General features: G+C 75.6%; 16 protein-coding genes and 2 pseudogenes. 13 read left to right on the forward strand and 5 right to left on the reverse strand.

All coding sequences use genetic code 11. From position 1 onward, the window contains the following. The first annotated feature begins 221 nt into the window (after nucleotides 1-221). The 3 genes from ACIRS1_RS17020 to ACIRS1_RS17030 all read left to right on the forward strand — a co-directional run bounded on the left by ACIRS1_RS17020 (nucleotide 222) and on the right by ACIRS1_RS17030 (nucleotide 2,466). Entirely contained in the window at nucleotides 222-1,307 is a 1,086-nt protein-coding gene (locus tag ACIRS1_RS17020) for an S-(hydroxymethyl)mycothiol dehydrogenase (protein WP_360223380.1), read from the forward strand. Further along, nucleotides 1,304-1,933, forward strand: a complete 630-nt coding sequence (locus ACIRS1_RS17025; protein ID WP_402840290.1) for an MBL fold metallo-hydrolase — start codon at nucleotides 1,304-1,306, stop codon at nucleotides 1,931-1,933. Before ACIRS1_RS17020 ends, ACIRS1_RS17025 begins: the two co-directional genes overlap by 4 nt. A 131-nt stretch (nucleotides 1,934-2,064) precedes the next feature. After that, the gene (locus ACIRS1_RS17030; protein WP_360216841.1) at nucleotides 2,065-2,466 is read left to right on the forward strand and encodes a TIGR03618 family F420-dependent PPOX class oxidoreductase; all 402 of its coding nucleotides are present in this window, start codon (nucleotides 2,065-2,067) and stop codon (nucleotides 2,464-2,466) included. A gap of 80 nt (nucleotides 2,467-2,546) precedes the next feature. Here ACIRS1_RS17030 and ACIRS1_RS17035 read toward each other — a convergent pair whose 3' ends face one another. The 3 genes from ACIRS1_RS17035 to ACIRS1_RS17045 all read right to left on the reverse strand — a co-directional run bounded on the left by ACIRS1_RS17035 (nucleotide 2,547) and on the right by ACIRS1_RS17045 (nucleotide 5,476). Further along, nucleotides 2,547-2,999, reverse strand: coding sequence for an SRPBCC domain-containing protein (locus tag ACIRS1_RS17035; RefSeq protein ID WP_402840294.1), 453 nt, complete (start codon nucleotides 2,997-2,999; stop codon nucleotides 2,547-2,549). Nucleotides 3,000-3,072: 73 nt separating this feature from the next. Next, nucleotides 3,073-4,515 (reverse strand): FAD/NAD(P)-binding protein, encoded by a 1,443-nt coding sequence (locus ACIRS1_RS17040; RefSeq protein ID WP_402840297.1) that lies wholly within the window; start codon nucleotides 4,513-4,515, stop codon nucleotides 3,073-3,075. A 148-nt stretch (nucleotides 4,516-4,663) separates the two neighbouring features. After that, on the reverse strand, nucleotides 4,664-5,476 hold the full coding sequence (locus tag ACIRS1_RS17045) for a thioesterase family protein (protein ID WP_402840300.1): 813 nt from the start codon (nucleotides 5,474-5,476) through the stop codon (nucleotides 4,664-4,666). Nucleotides 5,477-5,749: 273 nt separating this feature from the next. Between ACIRS1_RS17045 and ACIRS1_RS17050 the strand changes: the two are divergent. Beyond that, nucleotides 5,750-6,325 (forward strand): annotated as a pseudogene (locus ACIRS1_RS17050) (SDR family NAD(P)-dependent oxidoreductase); the annotation flags it as partial. Between the two features lie 90 nt (nucleotides 6,326-6,415). Here ACIRS1_RS17050 and ACIRS1_RS17055 read toward each other — a convergent pair. Both ACIRS1_RS17055 and eccCa read right to left on the reverse strand, forming a co-directional pair. Continuing rightward, nucleotides 6,416-8,863 carry a hypothetical protein gene (locus ACIRS1_RS17055; protein WP_402840303.1) on the reverse strand — a complete coding sequence of 816 codons (2,448 nt, stop codon included), beginning with the start codon at nucleotides 8,861-8,863 and terminating at the stop codon, nucleotides 6,416-6,418. A gap of 170 nt (nucleotides 8,864-9,033) precedes the next feature. Beyond that, nucleotides 9,034-13,023 (reverse strand): type VII secretion protein EccCa, encoded by a 3,990-nt coding sequence (eccCa, locus tag ACIRS1_RS17060; protein WP_402840306.1) that lies wholly within the window; start codon nucleotides 13,021-13,023, stop codon nucleotides 9,034-9,036. A gap of 267 nt (nucleotides 13,024-13,290) precedes the next feature. Here eccCa and eccD point away from each other — a divergent pair, with 267 nt between their 5' ends. The 9 genes and pseudogenes from eccD to ACIRS1_RS17105 all read left to right on the forward strand — a co-directional run. Further along, on the forward strand, nucleotides 13,291-14,682 hold the full coding sequence (eccD, locus tag ACIRS1_RS17065; protein ID WP_402840309.1) for a type VII secretion integral membrane protein EccD: 1,392 nt from the start codon (nucleotides 13,291-13,293) through the stop codon (nucleotides 14,680-14,682). Nucleotides 14,683-14,752: 70 nt separating this feature from the next. Continuing rightward, on the forward strand, nucleotides 14,753-16,222 hold the full coding sequence (eccB, locus tag ACIRS1_RS17070) for a type VII secretion protein EccB (protein WP_396316648.1): 1,470 nt from the start codon (nucleotides 14,753-14,755) through the stop codon (nucleotides 16,220-16,222). Nucleotides 16,223-16,298: 76 nt separating this feature from the next. Continuing rightward, complete coding sequence (locus ACIRS1_RS17075) at nucleotides 16,299-16,643, forward strand: hypothetical protein (protein WP_396316647.1); 345 nt, start codon at nucleotides 16,299-16,301, stop codon at nucleotides 16,641-16,643. Nucleotides 16,644-16,683: 40 nt separating this feature from the next. Further along, nucleotides 16,684-16,995 (forward strand): hypothetical protein, encoded by a 312-nt coding sequence (locus tag ACIRS1_RS17080; protein ID WP_402840312.1) that lies wholly within the window; start codon nucleotides 16,684-16,686, stop codon nucleotides 16,993-16,995. Between the two features lie 39 nt (nucleotides 16,996-17,034). Continuing rightward, nucleotides 17,035-17,475: a hypothetical protein gene (locus ACIRS1_RS17085; RefSeq protein WP_396316645.1), complete on the forward strand. Its 441-nt coding sequence runs from the start codon at nucleotides 17,035-17,037 to the stop codon at nucleotides 17,473-17,475. Between the two features lie 105 nt (nucleotides 17,476-17,580). After that, nucleotides 17,581-19,893 carry a hypothetical protein gene (locus ACIRS1_RS17090; protein ID WP_402840315.1) on the forward strand — a complete coding sequence of 771 codons (2,313 nt, stop codon included), beginning with the start codon at nucleotides 17,581-17,583 and terminating at the stop codon, nucleotides 19,891-19,893. 41 nt (nucleotides 19,894-19,934) lie between these two features. Next, the gene (locus ACIRS1_RS17095; protein WP_402840318.1) at nucleotides 19,935-20,399 is read left to right on the forward strand and encodes a YbaB/EbfC family nucleoid-associated protein; all 465 of its coding nucleotides are present in this window, start codon (nucleotides 19,935-19,937) and stop codon (nucleotides 20,397-20,399) included. Continuing rightward, the gene (locus ACIRS1_RS17100; RefSeq protein WP_360216881.1) at nucleotides 20,392-20,694 is read left to right on the forward strand and encodes a hypothetical protein; all 303 of its coding nucleotides are present in this window, start codon (nucleotides 20,392-20,394) and stop codon (nucleotides 20,692-20,694) included. The genes ACIRS1_RS17095 and ACIRS1_RS17100 overlap by 8 nt, the downstream gene beginning before the upstream one ends. A gap of 86 nt (nucleotides 20,695-20,780) precedes the next feature. Further along, nucleotides 20,781-23,461, forward strand: a pseudogene (locus tag ACIRS1_RS17105) (hypothetical protein); the annotation flags it as partial.

The following is a 23,461-nucleotide window of genomic DNA, read 5'->3' on the forward strand; positions in this document are numbered from 1 at the left end:
CACGCTGACGGGCGCTCAGCGCCGCCCGCGCGCCCTGTCCGCCGGGCCGTGCCCGGGGTTGCGCAGGTCACGCGGCGGATATCCCGCCGTCATATGCGGCGGGCCGCTCACCCGACCGTCCCGCAGGCGTCCCGCGCGGCGGGCGCTACGCTTCGTGGGCAGTCGTTCGTCGCAGGTCACGCCCGGTGCAGAGCCGCACCGGCCGACGGAGGTGGATGGTAATGGCCCAACAGGTCAAGGCGGTCATCGCGCGCGCCAAGGGTGCGCCCGTGGAGGTGACCACGATCGTGGTCCCGGACCCCGGTCCCGGTGAGGCGGTGGTCAAGGTCCAGGCCTGCGGGGTGTGCCACACGGACCTCCACTACCGGGAGGGCGGCATCAACGACGAGTTCCCGTTCCTGCTCGGCCACGAGGCGGCGGGCGTCGTCGAGGCGGTCGGCGAGGGCGTCACCGAGGTCGCGCCGGGCGACTTCGTCGTCCTCAACTGGCGTGCGGTGTGCGGCCAGTGCCGGGCCTGTCGGCGCGGCCGGCCCCAGTACTGCTTCGCCACCCACAACGCGAAGCAGCGGATGACCCTGCTGGACGGCACCGAGCTGTCGCCGGCGCTGGGCATCGGCGCGTTCGCCGAGAAGACCCTCGTCGCGGCCGGCCAGTGCACCAAGGTGGACCCGGCGGTCTCGCCGGCCGTCGCGGGCCTGCTGGGCTGCGGCGTGATGGCGGGCATCGGCGCCGCGATCAACACCGGCGGCGTGGGCCGCGGCGACTCGGTCGCGGTGATCGGCTGCGGCGGTGTCGGCGGCGCGGCCGTGATGGGCTCGCGGCTGGCGGGCGCGGCCCGGATCATCGCGGTGGACATCGACGACCGCAAGCTGGAGACCGCCCGCCGGCTCGGCGCCACCCACACCGTCAACTCCCGCACCACCGACCCGGTCGAGGCGATCCGCGAGCTGACCGGCGGCAACGGCGCGGACGTGGTGGTGGAGGCGGTCGGCCGCCCGGAGACCTACCGGCAGGCCTTCTACGCCCGGGACCTCGCCGGCACCGTCGTCCTGGTCGGCGTGCCGACGCCGGAGATGACGCTGGAGCTGCCGCTGCTCGACGTGTTCGGCCGCGGCGGCGCGCTGAAGTCCTCCTGGTACGGCGACTGCCTGCCCTCGCGGGACTTCCCGATGCTGATCGACCTGCACCTCCAGGGCCGGCTGGACCTCGACGCCTTCGTCACCGAGACCATCGGGCTCGACGCGGTGGAGCAGGCCTTCGACCGCATGCACCAGGGCGACGTGCTCCGTTCGGTGGTGGTCCTGTGACCGCCCGCGTGGACCGGCTGGTGACGGCCGGCACCTTCGACCTGGACGGCGGCAGCTGGGAGGTGGAGAACAACGTCTGGATCGTCGGCGACGACGAGCAGGCGGTGGTGATCGACGCCGCGCACGACGCCGACGCGATCGAGGCGGCGCTCGGCGGGCGCCGGCTGCTGGCGATCGTCTCCACCCACGCGCACAACGACCACGTCGACGCGGCGCCGGAACTCGCCGCCCGCACCGGCGCGCCGATCCTGCTGCACCCGGACGACCTGCCGCTGTGGAAGCTCACCCACCCGGAGCGCCTGCCGGACGGCGAACTCGCCGACGGGCAGCGGATCGAGGTGGCCGGCATCGAGCTGACGGTGCTGCACACCCCGGGCCACGCCCCGGGCGCGGTCTGCCTGTACGCGCCCGCGCTGGGCACGGTCTTCACCGGCGACACCCTCTTCCAGGGCGGCCCGGGCGCCACCGGCCGGTCGTTCTCGCACTTCCCGACCATCATCGACTCGATCCGGGACAGGCTGCTGTCGCTGCCGGCCGAGACGGTGGTGCGCACCGGCCACGGCGACCCGACCACGATCGGCGCCGAGGCGCCGGCCCTGCCGGAGTGGGTCGCCCGGGGGCACTGAGCCCCGGGCGGTACCGGTCCGGCACGATCCGCCGGACGGGCCGCGCCCCGGGGACACCGGTGCGGGGACACCGGCCCGGGGCGCCCGGGCCGGTGTCCCCGCACCGGCCCCGGCGCCGTACGATCGCGCCCATGGCCCATGATCCGCGCGACCTCGACGACGCCTTCCTCGCCTTCTGGCGGGAGCGGCACATCGCCACCCTGACCACCGTCCGCCCGGACGGCACGCCGCACGTGGTGCCGGTCGGCGTGACGTACCAGCCGGAGACCGCGACGGCCCGGGTGATCACCAGCCGCACCAGCCGCAAGGCGCGCAACGTGGCGGAGGCCGGGCCGGCCGGGCTGCGGGTCGCCCTCTGCCAGGTGGACCGGGCGCGCTGGTCCACCCTGGAGGGCGTGGCCGTCGTCCGGGACGAGCCGGAGCAGGTCGCCGAGGCCGAGCGGCGCTACGCCGAGCGCTACCGCGAGCCCCGGGTGAACCCGGACCGGGTGGTCATCGAGATCGCCGTCGACCGGGTGCTCGGCCGGGCCTGAGGGGCGGCAGCCGCGGCCCGAGCGGCGGCTGGTCCCGAGCCGTGGCATCCGGCGCGGTCACCCGGCGAGCGCGCCGTCGGTCACCCGGCGAGCGCCGGGGCGAGCCGGCCGAACACCCGGGGCCAGCCCTTCTCGCCCATGCCCTGGTAGGCCTGCCGGCCGATCGGGGTCTCCAGGTCGAAGCCCGCGTTCTCCAGCAGCAGCCGGGTGCCGCCCTCCTCGGGCACCAGCCGCCAGGTGACGGTGGTGTCCAGCTCGCCCTCGGCGAAGGTGTAGCTGATCAGCCGCTCCGGCTCGACGGCGAGCACCTCGCACGGGGTGTGGCCGAACGGCCCCATGTCCAGCGTGAACCGGTGGCCCACCTCGGGCTTCACGTTCCCGGGGACCCACCAGCGGGCCAGCTGCTCCGGGACGGTGAGGGCCTCCCAGACCCGCGCGGGCGGGAAGGGCAGGAACTCCTCACGGTTGATCACGGCCTTCCCGGCCGGTGCGGTCGTACCAGCCGTCGCGACCTGTTCGGTCCGCTCGGTCATCGGTTCTCCTCGTTCGGTGGTGTGCCCGGCGGACGCACACCCGCGCCCGCCGCTCCTGCTCCGGGGCGCCCCCTCAGCGCTCCGCGTACGCCAGGTGCGGGCGTTCGGCGGTGGCGCCCCGCGGCGTGTCGTGCCGGGTGCCCGCCCGGTGCGCGGCGTCCAGGACGGCCGTGACGGAGGCGGCCACCGCCTGGGCCTGGGCGCGGATCTCGGGAATGGCCGTGCTCTCCAGCAGGCTGCCCCGGCGCAGCGCGCCGAGCGTCCACAGCGGAGCGGGGTCGGCACCGGCGGCCGGCCGCAGCCGGCCCTGCGCGGTGGTGCGGAACCCCAGCCCGACGTCGTCCGGGTCGGCCAGTCCGGCCGCCAGCAGGTCCGCCACGAGCGGATCGCCGACCCGGCGGATCTCGGCCTGCGGGCCGGTGCAGTTGACCACCGCCGCGACGTCCAACGTCCGGCCGTCCCGCAGGCGCACCCGGACGGCGTCCGCGGTGACCTCGGCGTCCGCGATCTCGCCCGGGCCCACCTCGATCCGGCCCGCGATGACGGCCTCGGCGAAGGCCCGGGCGGTGGTGACCGGGGCGCGGTGCCGGTGGACGTCCCAGAGCCGCTGGTCGGTGGCGAGGAACCGGGCCCGTTCGGCGGGCGTGAGGCCCTGCCACACGGTGGCGGTGACCGGCCGCAGGCTGTCCACGCCCACCCGCCAGTCGCCGTGCGTGCGGCGACAGGCCGAGACGTGGGCGAGCAGGGTGCGGCGGACCGTGGTCAGGCCCTGCGCCGGGTCGACGGCCGGCGGGGGGACGGCCGGCAGCGCGGAGGCGGCGTGGGCGCGCGGGAGCAGCCCGTGCCGGGACACCGCGTGGACGCGCCGCCCGGGGTGGTGCACGGCGAGCGCGACGTCGATCATCGTCAACCCGGTGCCGACGAGCAGGAGGTCGCCCTCCTCCGGCAGGGCGGCCAGCGCCCCGGGCGTCCACGGGTCGGCGACGTAGCGCGCGGAGGGGCGCAGCGCGGCGGGCACCCAGGACTGGTCCGGCGGGAAGGTTCCGAGCGCGAGCACGGCCGCGTCCGCCCGGAACGTCCCGCCGCCGTCGAGGCGCAGCGACACCCCCGGGCCGACCCGGCGCGCGGCGACCACCCGGTCGCGGACCCGGGACAGCCGGGCCGGGCCGGGGCGGGCGGCGGCCGCGGTGAGCACGTCGTCCAGGTAGGCGCCGTAGAGCCCGCGCGGCACGTGGTCGCCCGGGGCGAAGGTGCCGGGGGCGCGGCGCTCCAGCCAGGCGGTGAAGTGGTCCGGCGCGTCGGCGAAGGCGCTCATCCGGCCGGCCGGGACGTTGAGCAGGTGGTGCCCCGCCGAGGTGGCGTACGCGGTGCCCCGGCCGGTGCCCGGGCACGGGTCGACGAGGTGGACGTCGAGCCCGAGGCCCTGCTCGGCCGCCCGGAGGAGGAGGTGCGCCGCGGTGAGGGTGCCGGCGGCACCGGCACCCACGACGGCGACGCGCTGGAGGTTCGTGGTCATCCGAGGGTGCTCCGTCCTTCTGGGGTGAAGCGTCGCCCTCACGATCACCGGCCCGGGTGGAGTCCGGGTCGGCGGCCGGTCGAGACGCCCTGGAGCACCGGCGCCCGGGCCGGCGGCCGGCCGGTCGCCACCCGGCACTGCCCGGCGGCTACCCGGCGGCGCCCGGCTGCGGGCGGACGGTGAGGCTCTGCTGCGCGCAGCCCATGGGGCCGTGGCGGTCGTGCAGGACGCTGCTGGTGAGGCCGAGACCGGTGGGGCCGAAGGAGACGGTGGTGTCCAGGCCGGTCCAGCGGCCCTCGGGGTGGCGGTGCAGGTGGACGGTCAGGTCCACGTTGGGGAACATCCAGTCGGTGTGCGGCTGGCGGGGTGCGATGCCGTTGGCGGTGTCCACCAGGGCGAGGTAGGAGGCGAGCGCGCTGCTCGGCTCGCCGGCGACCAGGGTCACCGGGCTGGAGATCCAGGCGGTGGCGCGGCCCGGCCGGTGCTCCGGCCCCCGGCGGACCTCGATGGAGGAGACGTAGCCGCCGTCCCACTCGCCGTCCATCGCCCAGGGCTCGCACTCCTCGGGCGGCGCCATCCGCTCCTGCGCGGTGGCGGCGACGGCGGCGGTGTCGGAGGCGGCCAGCAGCCAGGCGCGGGCCCGCACCACCGGGCGGTCGCCGATCACCACGACGGCCTCCAGCAGTTCGACCGTGCGGCCGGGCCGGATGCTCTCCACGCTGATCGTGCACTCGTCCAGCGGGAGCCGCCCGAGGATGTCGTAGCTGATCCGGGACAGCGTCAGACCGGTGTCCGGGCGTGCGGCGAGGTGGCGGTCGACCGCGTGGACGACGAGGCCGGCCAGCGGGCTGAAGTGCTGCTCGGCGGTGTCCCAGGCGCCGCCCGCGTGGGCGGTGGGCTTGTAGTGGTCCTCGTCGATGCGCTGGTAGTAGCTGTCGGGCGCGGTGGTGCCGGTGGTCAAGGGAGGTGCTCCTCGGGCCGATCGCGGGGTGACGAACAGGGCGGGCCGGGCGGCGGCCCGGCCCGCGCTGGTGATCGTAGGGGCCCGAACCGCCCACCGGTGCCCGGCGGTGACGCATCCCACAGCCGGCCGCGCGGCCGCGCTGACGGCCCGCCCCGCGCCGACGACCCGGGGCGGGCCGCAGCGATGGGTGCCGTCCCTGGTGGATCCCGGTCGTCGTGCGGGCGGGAGCGGCTGGACCGATCGGCCGTCAGATCGGTGCGTCGTAGGGCCAACGTCGGCACCGGGCGCAGCGGGGGTGTCGGCGACCTGTCGATCGAGGACTGGGAGGCCGTGATGCGGATCAACGTCACCGGCCCCTTCCTCCTTCAGCGCGCCGCGCTCCCTCACCTGCTGGAGGCCCGTGGCTCGGTGGTCGCCGTCGCCTCGGTGTCCGCGCTGCGCAACGGGGTGGGCAACGCCGCGTACGCGACGTCCAAGGCCGCCCTGCTCCAGCTCTGTCGGTCCCTGGCCGTCGACTACGGGCAGCACGGGTTGCGCGCCAACACCGTGTGTCCCAGCTGGGTGCGCACCGATATGGCCGACCGGCGGATGGCGCGCTTCGCCGACGAGGCGGGCCTGGGGGAGGGTGGCACGGAGGCGGCGTACGAGGCGGCGACCCGGCTCGTTCCCGCGCGCCGCCCCGGCGAGCCGCAGGAGGTCGCGGAGGCCATCGCCTGGCTGCTCTCGCCGGCCGCGTCCTTCGTCAACGGGGCGGTGCTCACCGTCGACGGCGGTGTGACGGCCGTCGATCCCGGGACCGTCGCGTTCGACTTCCGCGTCGAACCGCGCAGTACGCCCGCGGGCTAGGGACAAGCCCCGGTACCGACGTCGTTCAGTCGGCGGCCGTCGGGGTTCGCCCTTCAGGGGCGGCCGCTGCACCGTCGGGCCGGCGGGGTGTCAGTCCCATGAGGGCGCGGCGACGCCCGGGGTCAGGTGCAGGCGCCCGGGCCGGGCCGACGGGCGCCGCAGCTCCGGGGCGAGGGCGTCACGGCGCTCCAGCCAGTCGAGCAGCCGGGTGCGGGCCTGGCGGTCGCGTTCGTCCGCCGACTCGGCCGGTCCGCCCGGGCCCACCTCGCGCAGCAGGACCCGGTCCGGGCGGCCCTCCGCGGCGGGCACGACCTCCAGGACGGAGAACCGGGAGCCGGGCGGGAACACCACCTCGGGCTCGCCGTCCTCGGCCATCACCGACGTCCGGCGGCCGGTCGCCGACCACACCAGGAACTCGACCGCCGTCCCCGGCAGCACCTCCGCGGCGGGCGTCCCGACCACCGGCGCCGGCTCCACCAGCAGCGCCCCCGGGGTGTAGTGGCGCAGCACCTCGGCCCCCGCGTCGGCACCCAGCAGGACGGCCCCGCGGTGGTTCGGCAGCCGCCGCAGCCCGGACCCGAGGCAGGCCAGGTACGCCGCCAGTGGACCGCCGCCGGGCCGGCGGGCCGACGCGACCAGCTCGGCGCGGGACACCGGGACGCCCGTGTCGACGTGGTGCAGGTAGACCGCGGCGAGGTCGCTCTTCAGGTCGTCCCGGGTGTGCGAACGCAGTGCCGGCAGTCGGGTCGCGGCCTGCTCGGCCCGACTGGCGCTGCGCTGGAAGTGCTCGCCCACCAGGGCCCGGAAGGCGGCCCGTTCGGCGGCGGTGCTCGGCCGCCCGGAGACGGTGCCGCCGTCCGGTGCGAGGAGCCGGGCGGCGGCGGGGGCGACGGGAGGTTCCGCGGGCGCGGTGGGCTCCCGGGGTTCCTCGGCGGCCTCGGGCGCCGGGGCTGCCTCGGGTTCCGCAGAGGCCTCAGGCTCCGCGGCCCCGCTCGCCCCGGCCGGGGGCCCGGCGCGGAGGACCGCGGGCGGCGGGACGGCGGCGGCCGGCACGGCGGCCGGGGCGGCCGGCTCCTCGGCGGCACCGCGCGCGGACACGCCCTGGACCAGCAGGTCGGGTGCGGTCGCACCCGGCGCGGTCAGGGAGGCGCGGAGGTCCTCCAGGACGCCGAGCACCTCCGGCGGCACCGGCAGCCCGTCCGCACCGGCGATCAGCAGCGGGCGGGCCCGGTCCGGCTCCCGCAGGCGGGGGCCGCGGTCCTGCGGCTCCGCCCGGGGCCGCAGCCAGAGCCCCGCGGGCACCGCCTCCAGGAGCCAGCCCGGGACCGGGGTCCGGTACAGCGCCGGTCCGCAGCTCGGCGGTCCGCCGGGGGCGGTGCGCCAGGCGGAGGCGACGACGCGGCCGCGGGCGGGGGAGGCGGTCAGTTCGGTGAGCCAGGGCTCCCAGGCGGGGGTGCCGTCGGCGGCGAGCACCCGGGAGGAGGAGCCGGCGGCCGTGCGCAGCGGCAGTCCGACGGCGGCGCGGAGGTCGCGCCCGAGTGCGGTGGCGAGGCCGTCGGCCAGGGCGGTGAGCGCGCTGACGGTGGCCCAGGGGGCGCTGAGCAGCAGCTCCGGGGGCTCGCCGCCGGGCCCGTCGGGGAGGAGGGCGCGGAGCCGGTCGGCGAGCTCCTCGGCCGGGGGGAGGGGCGTCCCGGGGTCGCCGACCACCAGGACGACGGTGCCCTCGTCGGCCCGGGCCCTGGTCAGCGGGCCGGGGGGACCGTCGGGGGCGGGGCGGGTGCGGATCCAGTAGCCGTGCGGCAGCGCCGTGACCAGCGGGTCGGCGGGGTGCGAGCCGCTCGGGGCGGGCGGGGCCTGCGGGCCGTCCGGGGCCTCCGGGAGGTCCGGTCCGGGCATCGCGGCGGCGGGGGGTGCGGCGGCGGGCCGTGCCGGGTCGGCCGCGGGCGGCACGGGTGCCGACCGGGCGGGCGGTGCGGCGGGTTCCGGGGGCAGCGGCCAGAGCGGCCCGAGCCGTCGCAGGTGGCCGGCCGGGGTGCAGAGCCACCAGGAGGACGGCGTGTCGTCGCTGGGCCCGCTGGTGAGCAGGGTGCCGTCGGGCCGCAGGGTGACCAGGCCGTCCGGGGCGACGACCCCGAGTCCGGCGAGTTCGGCGATCCGTTCGGCGGGCCGGCGCCCGGTGTCGGGGGCGGCGGCCAGTCCGGAGGCGGCGAGGACGAGGGCGGTGGCGTCCCGGGCGGCCGCGGTGCGGGTGAGCTCGTCCAGCCGGCCGAACAGGACGGCGGGCGCGTCGGGGGCGGCGGCGAGGACGGTGACGGTCCGGGCGACGGGGCTGAGCAGCTGCAGGGCGTCGGTGAGCGCACCCGGCAGGGCGGTCGGAGCGTCACCGTCCGCACCGCCGGGGGCGATCACGAAGTGCGGTCCGACCCGGTGGAGCGTGGCGGGCGGCGGCGCGGCGGCGGTGCGACGGCGGGTCAGCAGGCGCCGGCCCGCCCCGGCGGTGCGGGGGGCGTCCCCTGCCGCGTGCGCTGGTGTGGTCATCGTCCCGCCTCCCCGGCGCCCGGTCGCGTCTGCCGGGCGCGTCACCCGGCTCTACGGCCGCGGCGCCGGGCCGGGTTCACCGCGGGGCCGGGTTCACCGCGGGGCCGGCCGGCGGCCGCACGCCCCACGCCCCGACCTCCTCCCTGCCGCCCGCCCCGACGAGGCTCCCCTCAGGACGCCTCCTCGATGTCGCCCTCCGCGACGACCGCCGTCTGCAGCTGTACCGTGCGGCGCCGGGTGATGTACAGGCCGCGCCCGGCCGGGAGGACGCGGGGCTTGGTGTCGCCGAACAGGTAGCCCTCGCTGGGCGGGCAGGACAGCAGCACCGCCGGGGTGTTGACCTCCGCCAGCCGGCGCAGCAGCTGGTCCGAGGAGGCCCGGCCGACGCCGTTGGCGCTGCGCGCGACGATCAGGTGCAGGCCGAGTTCGGCGCCCTGGGCCAGGTAGTCGAGCAGCGGCTCGAAGGGGTGGCTGCCGTAGCCGCCGGGGGAGCCGGAGACCAGTTCGTAGTCGTCGACGACGATGAACAGTTCGGGCCCCTCCCACCAGTCGCGCAGCCGCAGCCGCGCAGGGGCGATGTCGGCGCCGGGCAGCCGGTTGGCCATGGCGCGGGCGGCGCCGTCGACGATCTGGCGCAGCACGTCGACGCTGACGGCGTGTCCGAGTCGGTACTCCTGGGGCACCGCCTCCTGGAGGACGCGACGGTAGTCGATGAGCATGATCCGCGCCTCGTCGGGGCGGTAGGCCGTGGTGACGGCGTCGGCGACGAGCTTGAGCAGGTTGGTCTTGCCGGCCTCGCTGTCGCCCACCACGACCAGGTGCGGGGCCTCCTCGAAGTCGTGCCAGAGCGGGGCGAGCGTGACGTCCTGGAGCCCGAGCGGGACGCGCAGCCGGCCCTCGGGGGCGGGCAGGGCGGAGGCGGGCAGCTGCAGCGGCAGCATCCGGATCTCGGGAGCGCGCGGACCGCTCCAGTGCTCGGCGACGGCGTCGACCAGGTCGGCGACGCCCTCGCCGAGGTCCTCGGCGCTGCCGCCGCCGTCCAGCCGGGGCAGGGCGGTGAGGAAGTGCATCGCGTCCGTGGTGAGGCCCCGGCCGGGGACGTTCGGGACGGTGCCGGCGGCCCGCATGTTGACGGCGGAGTCGACGGCGTCGCCGAGCCGCAGTTCGAAGCGGGTCCCGAGGAGGTCGCGCAGGGCGCCGCTGACCTCGCCCCAGCGGGTGGTGCCGACGATCAGGTGGATGCCGTAGTTGAGGCCGCGCTGGGCGATCAGGGTGAGGGCGGGGGCGAGGTCGGTGAACTCCTGGCGGACGGTGTTCCAGCCGTCGATGACGAGGAAGACGTCGCCGTGCGGCTCGTCCGGCAGCTCGCCGGCCGCGAGTCGGCGGCGGAAGGCGGCGACGGAGTCGATCCCGAGCTCGGCGAAGCGCTGTTCGCGCCGGACGAGGATGCCGTTGACCTCGGCGACGGTGCGCAGCACCCGCTCCGGGTCGTGCCGACCGGTGATCCCGCCGACGTGCGGCAGCCCGCGCAGCGAGGAGAGCGTGCCGCCGCCGAAGTCCAGGCAGTAGAACTGCACCTGACGCGGGGTATGGGTGAGTGCGAGCCCGGTGATCAGGGTGCGCAGCAGGGTGCTCTTGCCGCTCTGCGGGCCGCCGGCGACGCCGACGTGGCCGCCCGCCCCGGACAGGTCGGCGGTGAGCAGGTCGCGGACCTGCTGGAAGGGGCGGTCGATGACGCCGAGGGGCACCGTCAGGGTGCCGCGGCCGGACCCGGTCTCGGTGGTGAGGCCGTGCTCGGGGTGCGGGGCGAGCGGTGGCAGCAACTGGTCGAGGGTGGGCGGGACGCCCAGCGGCGGCAGCCACACCTGGTAGGCGGGCGGGCCCGCGTCGGTGAGCCGTTCCGCGGCGAGGTCGAGCAGGGTGCGGGTCTGTTCCGGGGTCTCCTCCGGCTCCGTGGCGACCGGCGGCGCGACGGGCTGACGCGGCGCCACGTAGCCGGTGCCGTAGTGGGCGACCTGGCCCGCCGCGGCCTCCTGACGGGCGGCTGCGGGGCGCCGGGCCCGGTAGGGGCCGGAGACGTAGGCGGCCTTGAACCGGGTGAGGGTGGCGATGTCGCTGCGCAGGAAGCCGTTGCCGGGCTGCGGGGGCAGCTGGTAGGCGTCGGGGACGCCGAGCACGCCGCGGCTCTCCATGGCGGAGAAGGTGCGCAGGCCGATCCGGTAGGAGAGGTGGGACTCGAGGGCGTGCATGCGGCCCTCGTCGAGGCGCTGGGAGGCGAGCAGCAGGTGGACGCCCAGGGAGCGGCCGAGGCGGCCGATCATGATGAAGAGGTCCATGAAGTCGCGGTGGGCGGCGAGCAGTTCGGAGAACTCGTCGACCACCACGAAGAGGGTCGGCAACGGGTCCAGCGGGGTGCCGGCGGCGCGGGCGGTCTCGTAGTCCAGCAGCGAGGAGTAGTTGCCCGCCGAGCGGAGCAGCTCCTGACGGCGGACGAGTTCGCCGTGCAGCGCGTCGCGCATGCGGTCGACCAGGGCGGCCTCGTCGGCCAGGTTGGTGATCACCGCCGAGGTGTGCGGCAGGCGGTCCAGGCCGAGGAAGGTCGCGCCGCCCTTGAAGTCGACGAGCACGAAGTTGAGGGTCTCCGAGGAGTGCGTCAGGGCGAGCGCCAGCACCAGGGTGCGCAGGAGTTCGGACTTGCCGGAGCCGGTGGCGCCGATCAGCATGCCGTGCGGGCCCATGCCGCCCTGCGCGGACTCCTTGATGTCGAGTTCGACCGGCGTGCCGTCGCCGGCGATGCCGAGCGGCACCCGCAGCCGCTCGCGCGGGGCCCGCCCGGCCCACCCCTGGCCGACGTCGTGCCGCTGCAGGTCGCGGATGCCGAGCAGGGCGGCGAGGTCGAAGTCGGTGGCCAGCGGCTCCCCGGCGTCCGCCGTGTCGCCGATCCGGTAGGGGGCGAGCAGGGTGGCCAGCCGGCGGGCCGCCGGCAGCGACAGTCCGTCGGGCCGGCCGAGGTCGGTCACCTCGTCGCGGTGGTTGCGGTCGGCCCCGACCATGGCCAGCCGGCCGTCCTCGATCCGCAGCCGCAGCCGGTGCCGCAGCGGCTTCCACTCCAGGGTGTCGCCGAGGTCCAGCAGCACGGCGTTGCGCCAGCCGGCCAGTGCGGCGCGGCCCGCGGGCGGCGCCTGCGGGCCGTCGAGCACGATCACGGTGAACGGCTCGTCCCGGCCGGGCTGGGCCTCCGGCTCGTACGGCGGGCGGCCGGCGAACTCGTCGCCGAGCAGCTGCTCGATCTCCACCAGCGACCCCGCCACCAGCCGCACGGGCCCCACCCCGTCGACCTCCTCGGGGTGCAGGGCGTGGGGCAGCCACTTGGTCCACTCCCACTCCTGCTGCCGCGCGGGCTCCGTCACCACGGCGATCCGCAGCTCGTCGGGGGCGTGGAAGAGCGCCAGCTGCGCCAGCATCGCGCGGGCCAGCGCCCGGTTCGCGGCGTCGTCCCCGCCGCGCAGCAGGACCTGGGCGTAGCCGCGCAGGTAGACGGCGATCGGCTGGTCGGCGACGGTGCCGTAGGCGTGGATGAGTCGGCGCAGCGCGTGCGCGCACAGCGGCTCCAGGTCCTCCACCGGCTTGGTGGACAGCGGGGCCAGCCGCACCGCGAGCCGCTGGTGCCCGGTGCCGATCCGCACGTCGCCGAAGTCCGGGTGCGCGCTGCGCCGCTCCCACAGCCGGGAGGTGCGCACCAGCGAGCCGAGCGCGGCGGGCGCCGGGTGGCGCCAGGCCAGCGCCGCCTGCTGACGGGCGATCCGGTCGCGCACCTGGCGGCGGACCTGGGAGAGGTAGCGCAGGTAGTCGCGGCGTTCCGCGCGCAGTTCCCGCTTGCGGTCACTGGCTCCGCGGATCAGCTGGGTCACCAGCATGCCGACGGCGGACAGCGCCATCATGCCCATCGCGACGTAGGTCATGACGCCGCCGCCATCGCCGGGGCGCAGGAAGACGAAGACCATCGACAGCGAGCTGAGCGCCATCGGAGCCATCATGATCATGTTGGACATGCCGCTCTGCGACTCCGGCAGGACCGGCGGCTCCTGCAACTGGATCTCGCCGTCGGGCATCGCCGGGCCGGGGCGCCGCGGCGGACGGTTGACCAGCACCACACTCAACGAAGGGCTCCTCGGCTCGGGACGGCTCGGGACGGCTCGGGACCGGCCGCCCGGAGCGCCGGCCGCGACGGACGCGCACCGTCCACCCGGGACGACGGACCGGGCGCCGGGCCGGGTTCAGCGCGAGCCGGTTCCACCCGCGGTGAACCCGGCGCGCTCCGCCGCCCGTGGCTCCAGGTGAGGTGACGCCCGGGCCCGCCCCTCCCCCAGACGGGCCCGGGCGGCCACCTCGCCACACCGGATCTGGGCGTGTCGTGAGGGAGAGCAGTGAACGGGAGCGCGAACGGGACCGCCGTCGCCGGACTGTGCCGACTGAGGTTCCGCACCCCCGCGGCGGTGCTCGAACTCGCCGTCCCCGCCGACGTCCCGCTGGCCGACCTGCTGCCGGCGGTCCTCGCCCACGCCGGCCCCGAGCTGGAGGAACAGGGCGTCGAGCACGACGGCTGGATCCTGCAGCGCCTCGGCGGCCCGCCGCTGGACGAGGAGCTGGGCGCCGACGCCCTCGACCTGCACGACGGCGACGAACTCCACCTGCGCCCGCGCCGCGACGCGCTGCCCGAGGTCCACTACGACGACCTGCCCGACGCCGTCGCCACCGGCATGCGGGCCCGCTCCGACACCTGGCGCCCGGCGCTGACCCACCACCTCGCGCTCGGACTGGCCGTGACCGCCCTGGTCGGCGGCCTCGCCGTCCTGCTGCTCCCCGGCCCCGCGCAGCCGCGGGTGCTGGCCGCGGCCGCCACCGGCCTGCTCCTGCTGCTGGGCGCCCTGAGCGCCTCCCGGGCCGTCGGCGACGCGGGCGCCGGCACCGCGCTCGGCGCCGCCGCCGTGCCCTACCTGGCCCTGGCCGGGGCCCTGCTGCCGACCGGCGGCGCGCCCGGCGCGACCGGCGCCCGGTTCCTGGCCGGCGGCTGCGCGGCCGCCGGGGCCGCGGTGCTGGCCCTGGCCGCGGTCGGCTGCGCGGCACCGCTGTTCCTCGGCGCGGTGCTGACCGCGCTGTACGGCGTGCTGGCGGGCGCCCTGCTGCTGGGCGGTCAGGACGGCGGGCAGACGGCGGCGGTGCTGGCCGTGCTCGCGGTGATCGTCGGGGCCTTCGTGCCGGGGATCTGCTTCCGGCTGTCGGGGCTGCGGCTGCCCGCGCTGCCGCGCAACGCCGAGGAACTGCAGGAGGGCATCGCGGCCGTGCCGAGCGCCACCGTCCGCAGCCGCAGCGCCGTCGCCGACGGCTACCTGACCGCCTTCCACCTGGCGCTCGGCGTCGTCCTGACCGGCTGCGTGACACTGGTCGCCGACGAGCCGGGCTGGGCCGGCACGGCCCTCACCGCCACGCTGTCCGTCCTGCTGCTGCTGCACGCCCGCGCCATCGGCAGCATCCCGCAGCGGCTGTCCGTCCTGCTGCCCGGCGTCTACGGCCCGGCGCTGCTGCTCGGTCACCGGGTGGTCGGCGAACCCACCGGCGGCCGGCTGTCGGTGCTGGTCCTGCTGCTCGTGGCGGCGGCCGCGCTGGCCGTCACCGCCTGGACGATCCCCGGGCGCCGGCTGCTGCCGTACTGGGGCCGGGCCGCCGACCTGCTGCACACCGCGGCGGCGGTCGCGGTGATCCCGCTGGCGCTGGCGGTGGCCGGCGTCTACCACGCGCTGCGCGGCCTGGCCGGCTGAGCCGGAACCGGCACGCACCCCCCGTCCCCGGCCCGGCAGGTGCCGGGAACACGCCCAAGGAGACCCCGAGATGCAGTCGAAGCGCGACCAGGTGCAGGCCCACCTGTTCGTGATGGGCAGGCTCGCCACCGGCATGCTGCGCGGCGAACCCGACGCGGCCGACACCCCTGCCGGGCGCACCTCCCGCGGCACCGTCGCCGGACTGGTCGTCGCCGTGCTGGTCTGCCTGGGCGTCGCCGTGTACGGCGTGATGGTCCCCGGCGGGGCCACCGGCTGGCGCAAGCCCGGCACCCTGGTGGTGGTCAAGGAGAGCGGCGCCCGCTACCTCTACCTGGACGGCGCCCTGCACCCCGTGCTGAACGAGGCAAGCGCCCGGCTCCTGGCCGGCGAGCAGCTGGTCGTCGACCAGGTCGGGGTGCGCTCGCTGGCCGACACCCCGCGCGGCGCCCCGATCGGCATCCTCGGCGCCCCCGACGGCCTGCCCGAGCCCGGCCGGCTCGCCGACGCGCCCTGGCTGGCCTGCGCCGTCAGCCGGCCCGGGCCCGCTGGCGGCCGGCTCCCCGAACTGGACCTGGCCGTCGGTGCTGCCGCCCGGGGCGCCGGGCTGACGGACGGCCAGGCCGCCCTGGTCGCCGCCCCCGACGGCACCGAGTACCTGCTCTGGCACGGCCGCCGGCTGCGCCTGGACGGCGCCGGCGGCGCCCGGCGCGCCCTCGGCCAGCCCGCCGTCACCGCCTACCCGGTGACCTCGGCCTTCCTCAATGCGCTGGCCGCCGGCCCCGACCTGGCCTTCCCCGACGTCGAGGGCCGCGGCACCGCCGGACCGCAGCTGGCCGGGCAGCCCACCCGGATCGGCCAGCTCTTCACCGGCCCCGGCGGCGACCCCTACCTGCTGACCGCCGCCGGCCTCGCCCCGCTCGACCGGATGGCCTTCGAACTGCTCGCCAACGACCCCCGCACCCAGCACACCGCCTACCAGGACGGCGCCGTCACCCCGGTCGCCCTCGGCCCGGCCGACCTCGCCGCGCACACCGCGCCGGCGCGCCCGGCCGGGCGGTCCGGCACCCCCGCACTGCCCTCCGCGCCGCCCGAGTTGGTGACGGTCCCCCCGGGCCGGGGCGTCTGCGCCGAGCTGCACCTCACCGGGCAGGCGCCGACCACCTCCGTCACCCTGCTCGACGCCGGCGCCGTCACCGGCGCGCCGCCGGCCGCCCAGCCCGGGGTGGCCCCCGCCTGCGCGGGCGCCGACCGGATCGCCGTCCGGCCCGGCGGCGGCGCCCTCGTCCGGGCGCTGTCCAGCGCGGGCCTCGGCAGCACCCTCTACCTGGTCACCGATGCCGGGGTGAAGTACCCGCTCGCGTCGGCGGCCGCCGTCAAGCAGCTCGGCTACGACGGCACCGCGCCGTCCGCCCTGCCGGAGAGCCTGCTGGCCCTGCTCCCGACCGGCCCCGGCCTCGACCCGGCCGCGCTGGCCGGCCCCGCGGAGCCGGCCCCGGCGGCCACCGCCGCCCGCCCGTCCGATCCGCTCTGTCCGCGCTGAACCACCGCGTTCCGCACCGCCGTTGAACCGGATGTACCGGGATCCACCGGCAGCCCGCACCGACGAAGGGAAACCCGTGACCGCCTTCTTGCAGGTCCAGGACGCGGCCGTCAGGACCGTCCTGACCACCCTCGACACCCACGTCCAGGCCATGTTCCGGGCCGGGATGCAGGTCGAGGACGTGAACCTCGAGGTCCACCGCCACTTCCAGGCCGCGTGCAGCACGGCCTACCAGAACAAGATCCACGAGTGGCAGGACCAGTACCGGCAGCTCAAGACCGCCTACCAGACCTTCCAGGACCACTTCTCCAGCGGGCACCAGCAGATCCGCAACGCCCACACCGAGGCGCTCGGCGCCAGCACCAAGTGGGGCGGCAGCAACCTCTCCCTCGAGGTCGAGCACGGCCTCAACCCCCGCTGACCCCCTCTCACCGGACCGACGTACCACCGAAAGGACGGCCATGGCCGACACCCCGCGGGACCAGCCGAGCGACATCGCGCTCCACCACGCCAACATCGACGAGGCGGCGGACGCCCTGCAGCAGGCCAGTGACGGCATGCACGCGGCGATGAAGGACTGCATGACGGCGATCAGGACCGCCCAGGCGCAGCTCAGCGGTGACCTCGCCACCGCGGCCGACACCTTCTACAACTCCCTGTCCGACCGGGACAGCGACATGGTGAACGAGATCAAGGACGGCGTCGGCACGCTGCGCCTCATGCACGGCCTGCTGCGCGACGCGGACCGCCGCGCCGGCCAGGGCGTCGGCTGATGACCGCGGCGCACCGGGTCCGCGGGACGGGCGGGCGCGATGGGTAGCCCGACCCCGCCCCCGGACCCCCAGGTCACGACCCTCAGCGTCGACCACGACGACCTGGTCAACTTCGCGGACACCGTCCTCCCGGCCTACGTGCGCAAGCTGGAGGGCGACCCGGGCTTCACCGCCATGCTGGGGTTCAGCGGCAAGGGCGGTGAGAGCGGGACCAACCACTTCACCGAGCTGCTCGCGGGCAACTTCGAGAACGGCACCCACCTGCACGACCTGTTCGCGAACAGCCTGGCCGGCCCCGTGGTGGAGGACTTCAAGAAGTTCCACGCCCAGCTGGAGAAGTCCCGGCTCGACATCAAGGACTTCCTCCGGCAGATGGACGACGCCCACGAACACGCCCTGACGGCGGCCCAGATGATGCAGATCCTGCAGGACGTCATCGGCGCCGGCGGGGGCGGCGGCGGTGCGGGCGGCGGGAAGTAGCACCCCGCCCCCGGCCGCCCCGGGCCGCCCCGTCCGTCGCCGGTACCCGTCCGTGACCGGCCCCGTCCCGTCCCCGCCCGTTCATCCACCCCTCCGGAGACCCTCGTGCCCCTGCTCTGGGAAGACATCCTCACCGCGTTCAACCCCAGGAAGTCGGGGGTGCCGGTCGAGATCGTCCGACGGGCCGACGTCGCGGGGCCGAAGGCGGCCCCCTGGCTGACCGGGAACTTCGAGGTCCTCGACGGGTACTTCTCGGCCGACCAGAAGGCGTGGGACGGGTCGGGGACGGGCGTGCCGGACGTCTGGTGGGCGATGAACTTCTACGACGGCGCGCAGAAGAAGGAGCGCCACTTCCAGGTCTCCATCCACATCGACTACTCGAAGTGGGGGAACGACCCCACCGGCCCGCTGTCGAAGTTCAACCACCAGGCGGAGCTGATCCTCGGGCCGATCCGTCCGGACGTGAAGGTGAAGGTCCCGGCGGGCTCCACCGAGAAGCTCGGCATCAGCACCAGGGGCAACGACACGATCCACCCGCAGAGCCTGCTCGCCGCGGCCACGGCCATCGACGACAGCGTCAAGTGGCTGACGATGCAGGCGAAGGCGGCCCGCGAGTGGGCCTCGAAGATCAATTCCTCGGGTGACACCTGGGAGGGCGACGCGGCGGGCGAGTTCAAGATCCTCCTGCAGCGCTTCGCCGGTGAACTCGACGACCTGCAGAACCAGTTGGTCGGGGCCAACTACAAGCCGATGCTGGAGACCGCCGCGCAGCAGATCGGCGTCACGATCGAGGAGCTCTGGACCGCCCAACAGGCCTGGTACGCGACCGGCTTCCCCTACCAGTGCATCCTGGAGGAGCTGGTGAAGGTGATGCACGCCCACGCCCCGGACTGGACCGGGGAGGCCACCGGCTGGAAGTTCGACACCCCCTTCGGGGACCCGCACAACGCCGAGTTCTACACGGCGCTCGACGCCGCCGCCAAGACGAACTGGCTGGCCAAGGTCCAGACCGGTCTGGACGGGCCCGGCAACACCGCGATGACGGCGCTGGACACCGTCTACCAGCCGCTGATCAACAAGCTGTTCTTCGGGCTCCTGCCGGTCGGCATCACCCTCCCCCCGAAGGACGCGCCGGACCCGGGCACCGGCACCGGAGGCGGCCCGCCGCCCCCCGGCGGCGGCGACGGGAGCGAGACCAAGCTCGGCGGCGACGGCAGCGGAGGCGCCGGCGACAAGAGCGACCTCGGCGGCGGCACCGGCCTCGGCGGCGACCACCAGAACACCGGCGGCGGGGGAGGCGGCACCGGGCACGTGCCCCCGCCGGTCATCGGCGGGATCGGCACCGGGGGGAGCGGCGGCACCGGAGGGACGGGCGGCGGCACCGGCGCCGGCACCCCGATCCTCGACAAGGACGGCAAGCCGCTCCTGGACAAGGACCGCAAGCCGGTCCTCCTCCCGCCCGGCGGCTACATCGGCGACGGGGGCAAGGTCTACGACGCCAACGGCAAGGAGGTGCTCGGCAAGGACGGCAAGCCGGTCGTCGTCCCCCCGGGCGCGTACGTGCCGGCGGGCAGCGGCGGCGGGGTCTACGGGCCCAACGCCAAGGTGCCCAAGGGGTCCACCGTCAAGGAGGACGGCTCGGTGGTCGACGCCGACGGCAAGCCCGTCCTCGACGCCAACGGCAACCCGGTCGTGGTGGAGAAGGGCTCCAGCGTCGCCGCGGACGGCACCCTGCTGGACCCCCAGAAGAAGCCGGTCTCCGACTACCTCCAGCGCGTCCGCGACCAGCAGCGGGCCCTGGCCTCGTCGGGCGGCGGTACCGGCAGCGGCGGCCTCGGGAACTGGACCGGCGGAGCGGGCAGCGGTGGCCCGGGGAACTGGACCGGCGGCACCGGCAGCGGGGGCCTCGACGGCGGCTCGCGCTGGTCGGGCTCCGACCCGGCCTCCTGGAGCCTCGACCCGGGCACCGTCGACGGCACCTCCGGCACCGGCTCGCTCGGCCTCTACCCCGGGCTGTTCGGCTCCGGCGGCACCCAGGAGGGCATCGGCGGTGCCGGCGCGAACGGCTCCCGGATCGTCGGCACCGCCAGCGGGCTCGGCCCCCGGGCGCTGGAGAACGGCGGCCCGGTGCCCACCGTCGGCAAGGGCGCCATGACCGGTTCCGCGGCCGCGGCGGAGAAGGCCGCGGCGAGTCAGAAGGCCGCCGCCGAGCGCGCCGCGGAGGAGGCCGCCGCGCTGCGGGGCCGCACGGTGAACACCAGCGGCGCCGGCGGGATGCCCATGGTCCCGCCGATGGCCGGCGGCATGGGCGGGACGGGCCAGGGCGAGAAGGGCCGCCAGCGGACCACCTGGCTGGCCGAGGACGAAGAGGTCTGGGGCACCGACACCGGTGCGGTCAGCGGCGTGATCGGCCGCTGAGACCCGGCCGGCGATTCGAGAGTGGAGAGGGAGACACGGAGATGACGTTCTCGATCGAGCAGCACCTCGCGCAGGCGATGGCTGCCCTGGAGGAACAGCAAGCCCGGATGGCCGAGACGGCGCGCGAGCTGCAGGCCGCGACCGCCTCGGCGACGTCCAAGGACCGGATGGTCACCGCGCAGGTCGGCTCGCAGGGCGAGGTGCTCGCGCTCACCTTCCACACCACCGCGTACCAGGAGATGGCCCCCGCCCAGCTCGCCGCCGTCCTCAAGGACGTGCTGAACGAGGCCAAGGCGCGGATGGGCGAACAGATCAGCCGGTCCATGCGGGCCTTCGACGGGGTCGGTGAATCGCTGCGGCTGGCCGTCGCCGGCGAGGGGGAGGACGAACTCCTCTCGGTGGTGAGCGGCCTCGACCTGGACGCACTGCTGGCGCCGCTCACCGCCATGCGGCCGGGCGCCGACGCGGCCCGGCCCTCCCACCGGCAGGAGGAGTTCAATGGCTAAGCGGCTGATGAAGCTCGAGGACCTCAAGTCCGCGTTCGGCAAGTTCGACGAGATGTCGGAGCTGGTCGAGAAGGTCAAGGTCGAGATCGTCGAGGTCGGGGCGAAGAACCGCACGGCCGCCGGATCCGACCAGATCGGCAAGCAGTACCACGAGAAGGTCGACGAGCCGACGGAGAACCTGACCAACCTGGTCGACGGCATCCGTAACAAGCTGCTGAGCATCTCCCGGCACGGCCAGGACACCGCCGACCTGTTCGACGCGACCGACCAGCACGCCACCGACCTCGTGAAGTGAGCCTCCCCCGGCGCCACTGAGGCGTGTCCGACCGGCGCCCTCCCCACCCCGCACCAGCAGCTCCACGCCCGGAGGCTCCCCCCGCCATGGCCCACTCCACGCTCCAGGTCTCGCCCGGTGTCGCGTCGTTCTTCCACATCCTCACCGGGATGCCGTGGCCGGAGTCCAAGGAGGGGGAGCTGCGGGACGTCCGCGACGACTACCAGGCGCTGTCCGAGGACCTGCCCAAGCTCCGGGAGTACATCGCCGAGCTGGTGGCGGTGTGCCAGCAGCAGTTCGAGGGCGAGGCGGCGGACGCCTTCACCCGCGAGATGGGCCGGTTCATCGGCAGCTCGGGCGAGGACGACTACCTGACCACGGCCGGCAGGCTCTGCCACGAGCTGGGCGAGTTCGCGGGGAAGGTCGCGAACACCGTCGAGTACACGAAGTGGATGATCATCGGTCAGATCGTCCAACTGGTCATCGAGATCGCCCTGGCCATCTTCTGGGCCCCGTTCACCGGCGGCGCCTCGCTGCTCGCCGTCGAGGGCGCGAAACAGGCGGCGAAGGCGATCATCATCGCCCTGCTGAAGAAGCTCCTCCAGGTGATCCTCACCCACACCTTCTTCGGTGTCCTCGGCGCCCTGGTGCTCGACGGCATCATCCAGGGCATCCAGTTCGCCCAGGGCAACCGGCACGAGTGGGACAAGGACCTCACCAAGCAGGCCGCGATCTTCGGCGCGATCAGCGGCGTGATCGCGGGACCGCTCCACCTGCTCGGCATGGGTCTGGGGAAGCTCTTCGGGATGGGGATCGGCAAGCTGTTCGTCCAGAAGGAGCTGGGCAACTCACTGAAGGGCCTCGCCGGCGGCCTCGCCAAGGCCGGCGCCGGAGACCTCGGGAAGATCGGCGGCAAGGAGCTCGGCAACCTCGGGGGCAAGGAGCTGGGCAACGTCGGCGGCAAGGAGGCCGGGGCGGGCGCCGGACACGCCCTCGGCGACGAGGCCGCCAACCGGTTCGCCGCCGGCATCGACAAGATCCTCCGGGAGAACTCCTCCTTCCTCGGCAGGGGCTTCACCGCCGGCGGCAAGAGCGGCGCCAACGCCGGCGCCCGGTTCACCGAGAGCCTGGCCACCTCCTTCGAGAAGCACCTCGGCGAGGGCATCGGCAAGGACCTCGCCCGGCAGCTCGGCACCAGGTTCGGCGAGGCCTTCGTCGAGAAGTGGGCCAAGTCGCCGGAGAGCCGTGCGGCCCTCGCCACCGCCCTGCGCGAGATCGCCGAGAACTCCAGGGTGGCCAACGGCGAACTGCGCCTGCTCGCCGAGAAGCTGCCCGAACTCGCCGGGCGCGTCGACAAGCTGAACATGATGTTCGTGCTCGGCCACGCACTGGGCGAGCAGGTCAAGATGGGCGCCAACCAGTACCTCAGCGAAGGCTTCTACAACCTCATCTACGAGCCGGAGCACCAGTTCACCGCCAGCGGTGCGAGCTTCCTCGCCGGGTTCCTGATGGGCGGCGCACGCCACCTGCTGCACGCGGCGGCCTCGCCCCTGATGACCAAGTACGTCAGGTTCGTCGACAGCCTCCAGCACGCCGACATCCCCCCGGGCGCCAGCAAGTACTTCGGCCCGCTGCACCCCCTGACCCTGCTCTCGCTGGCCACCAACCTGTCGGGCCACGCCGTGCCGTTCCCGGTGCCCAGGCTCGGTGAGCACGTCCCCGGCCCCACCGAGGGCGGCGGCGCGCACCGGACCGGCCTCGAGGGCGGCAGCACCACCTCGCTCACCCCGCCCCGCACCGAGGGCGGCGGATCGGCGAAGAGCGGCCCCGAGAACGCGAAGGAGACGGGCGGGAAGCCGTCCGTCCCGACGGAGTCCTCCTCCCGCGGCGGTGCGGACGGTAACGCGGGGTCGACCTCGCAGGGCGCTCGCGCGACCGCGGAGGGCGGCGGCGGCGGGAACGGCAACCCCAAGGGGAACGCGCCCGGCGACGGGAGTGGCAGCGGAAGCGGCGGCGCCGGCGGCAACCGGAACGTCCCGGAGCCGCCGACCCGCCGCGCCACGGAGTCCGGGAACACGGCCACGACCGGCGACGGACCGAAGGCGGATCCCAAGCCGGACCCGAAGGCTGACCCCAAGCCCGAGCGGAAGCCGCCGCACCCGTCCGGGGACGGTGACGGCGACGGACCGCGGCCCGGGACCCACCCCGGCCCCGACGGCCGCAGGAACCCCGAACCGGAAGGCCCCGGCCCGCAGAACGACCAGCCCAAGAAAGCCGAATCGCTGCAGGAGCAGATGCGGCGGGCGTTCCTCGACCGCCAGGCGGAACTCCGGGACTTGCGGCGCCCGACGGCGGACAAGGCCTCCGAGGAGGCCGATCCGGTGGTGCCGTCCTCGGGTGGGGGGCACAGGTTGGACGGGGCGTCGCACGGGCCGCGTGGTGAGCGGGTGTCGGCGTTCCTGGATCGTCAGGCGGAGTTGAGGGGGGAGCGGATGCCGACCGCCGATTCGCAGTCGGAGAGCCCGCGTGGTGACGGTGGCGGCGGTGGTGAGGTGCCGCCGGTGGTGCCGTTCTCGGGTCGTGGGGATGGTGTGGGTGGGTCTGCGTCGGGGCCGCGTGGTGAGCGGGTGTCGGCGTTCCTGGATCGTCAGGGGGAGTTGAGGGGGGATGGGAGGCCGACGGCGGATTCGCCGTCGGAGAGCCCGCGTGGTGACGGTGGCGGCGGTGGTGAGGTGCCGCCGGTGGTGCCGTTCTCGGGTCGTGGGGATGGTGTGGGTGGGTCTGCGTC

It is taken from the genome of Kitasatospora sp. NPDC101176, assembly GCF_044768035.1.
Classification (GTDB): domain Bacteria; phylum Actinomycetota; class Actinomycetes; order Streptomycetales; family Streptomycetaceae; genus Kitasatospora.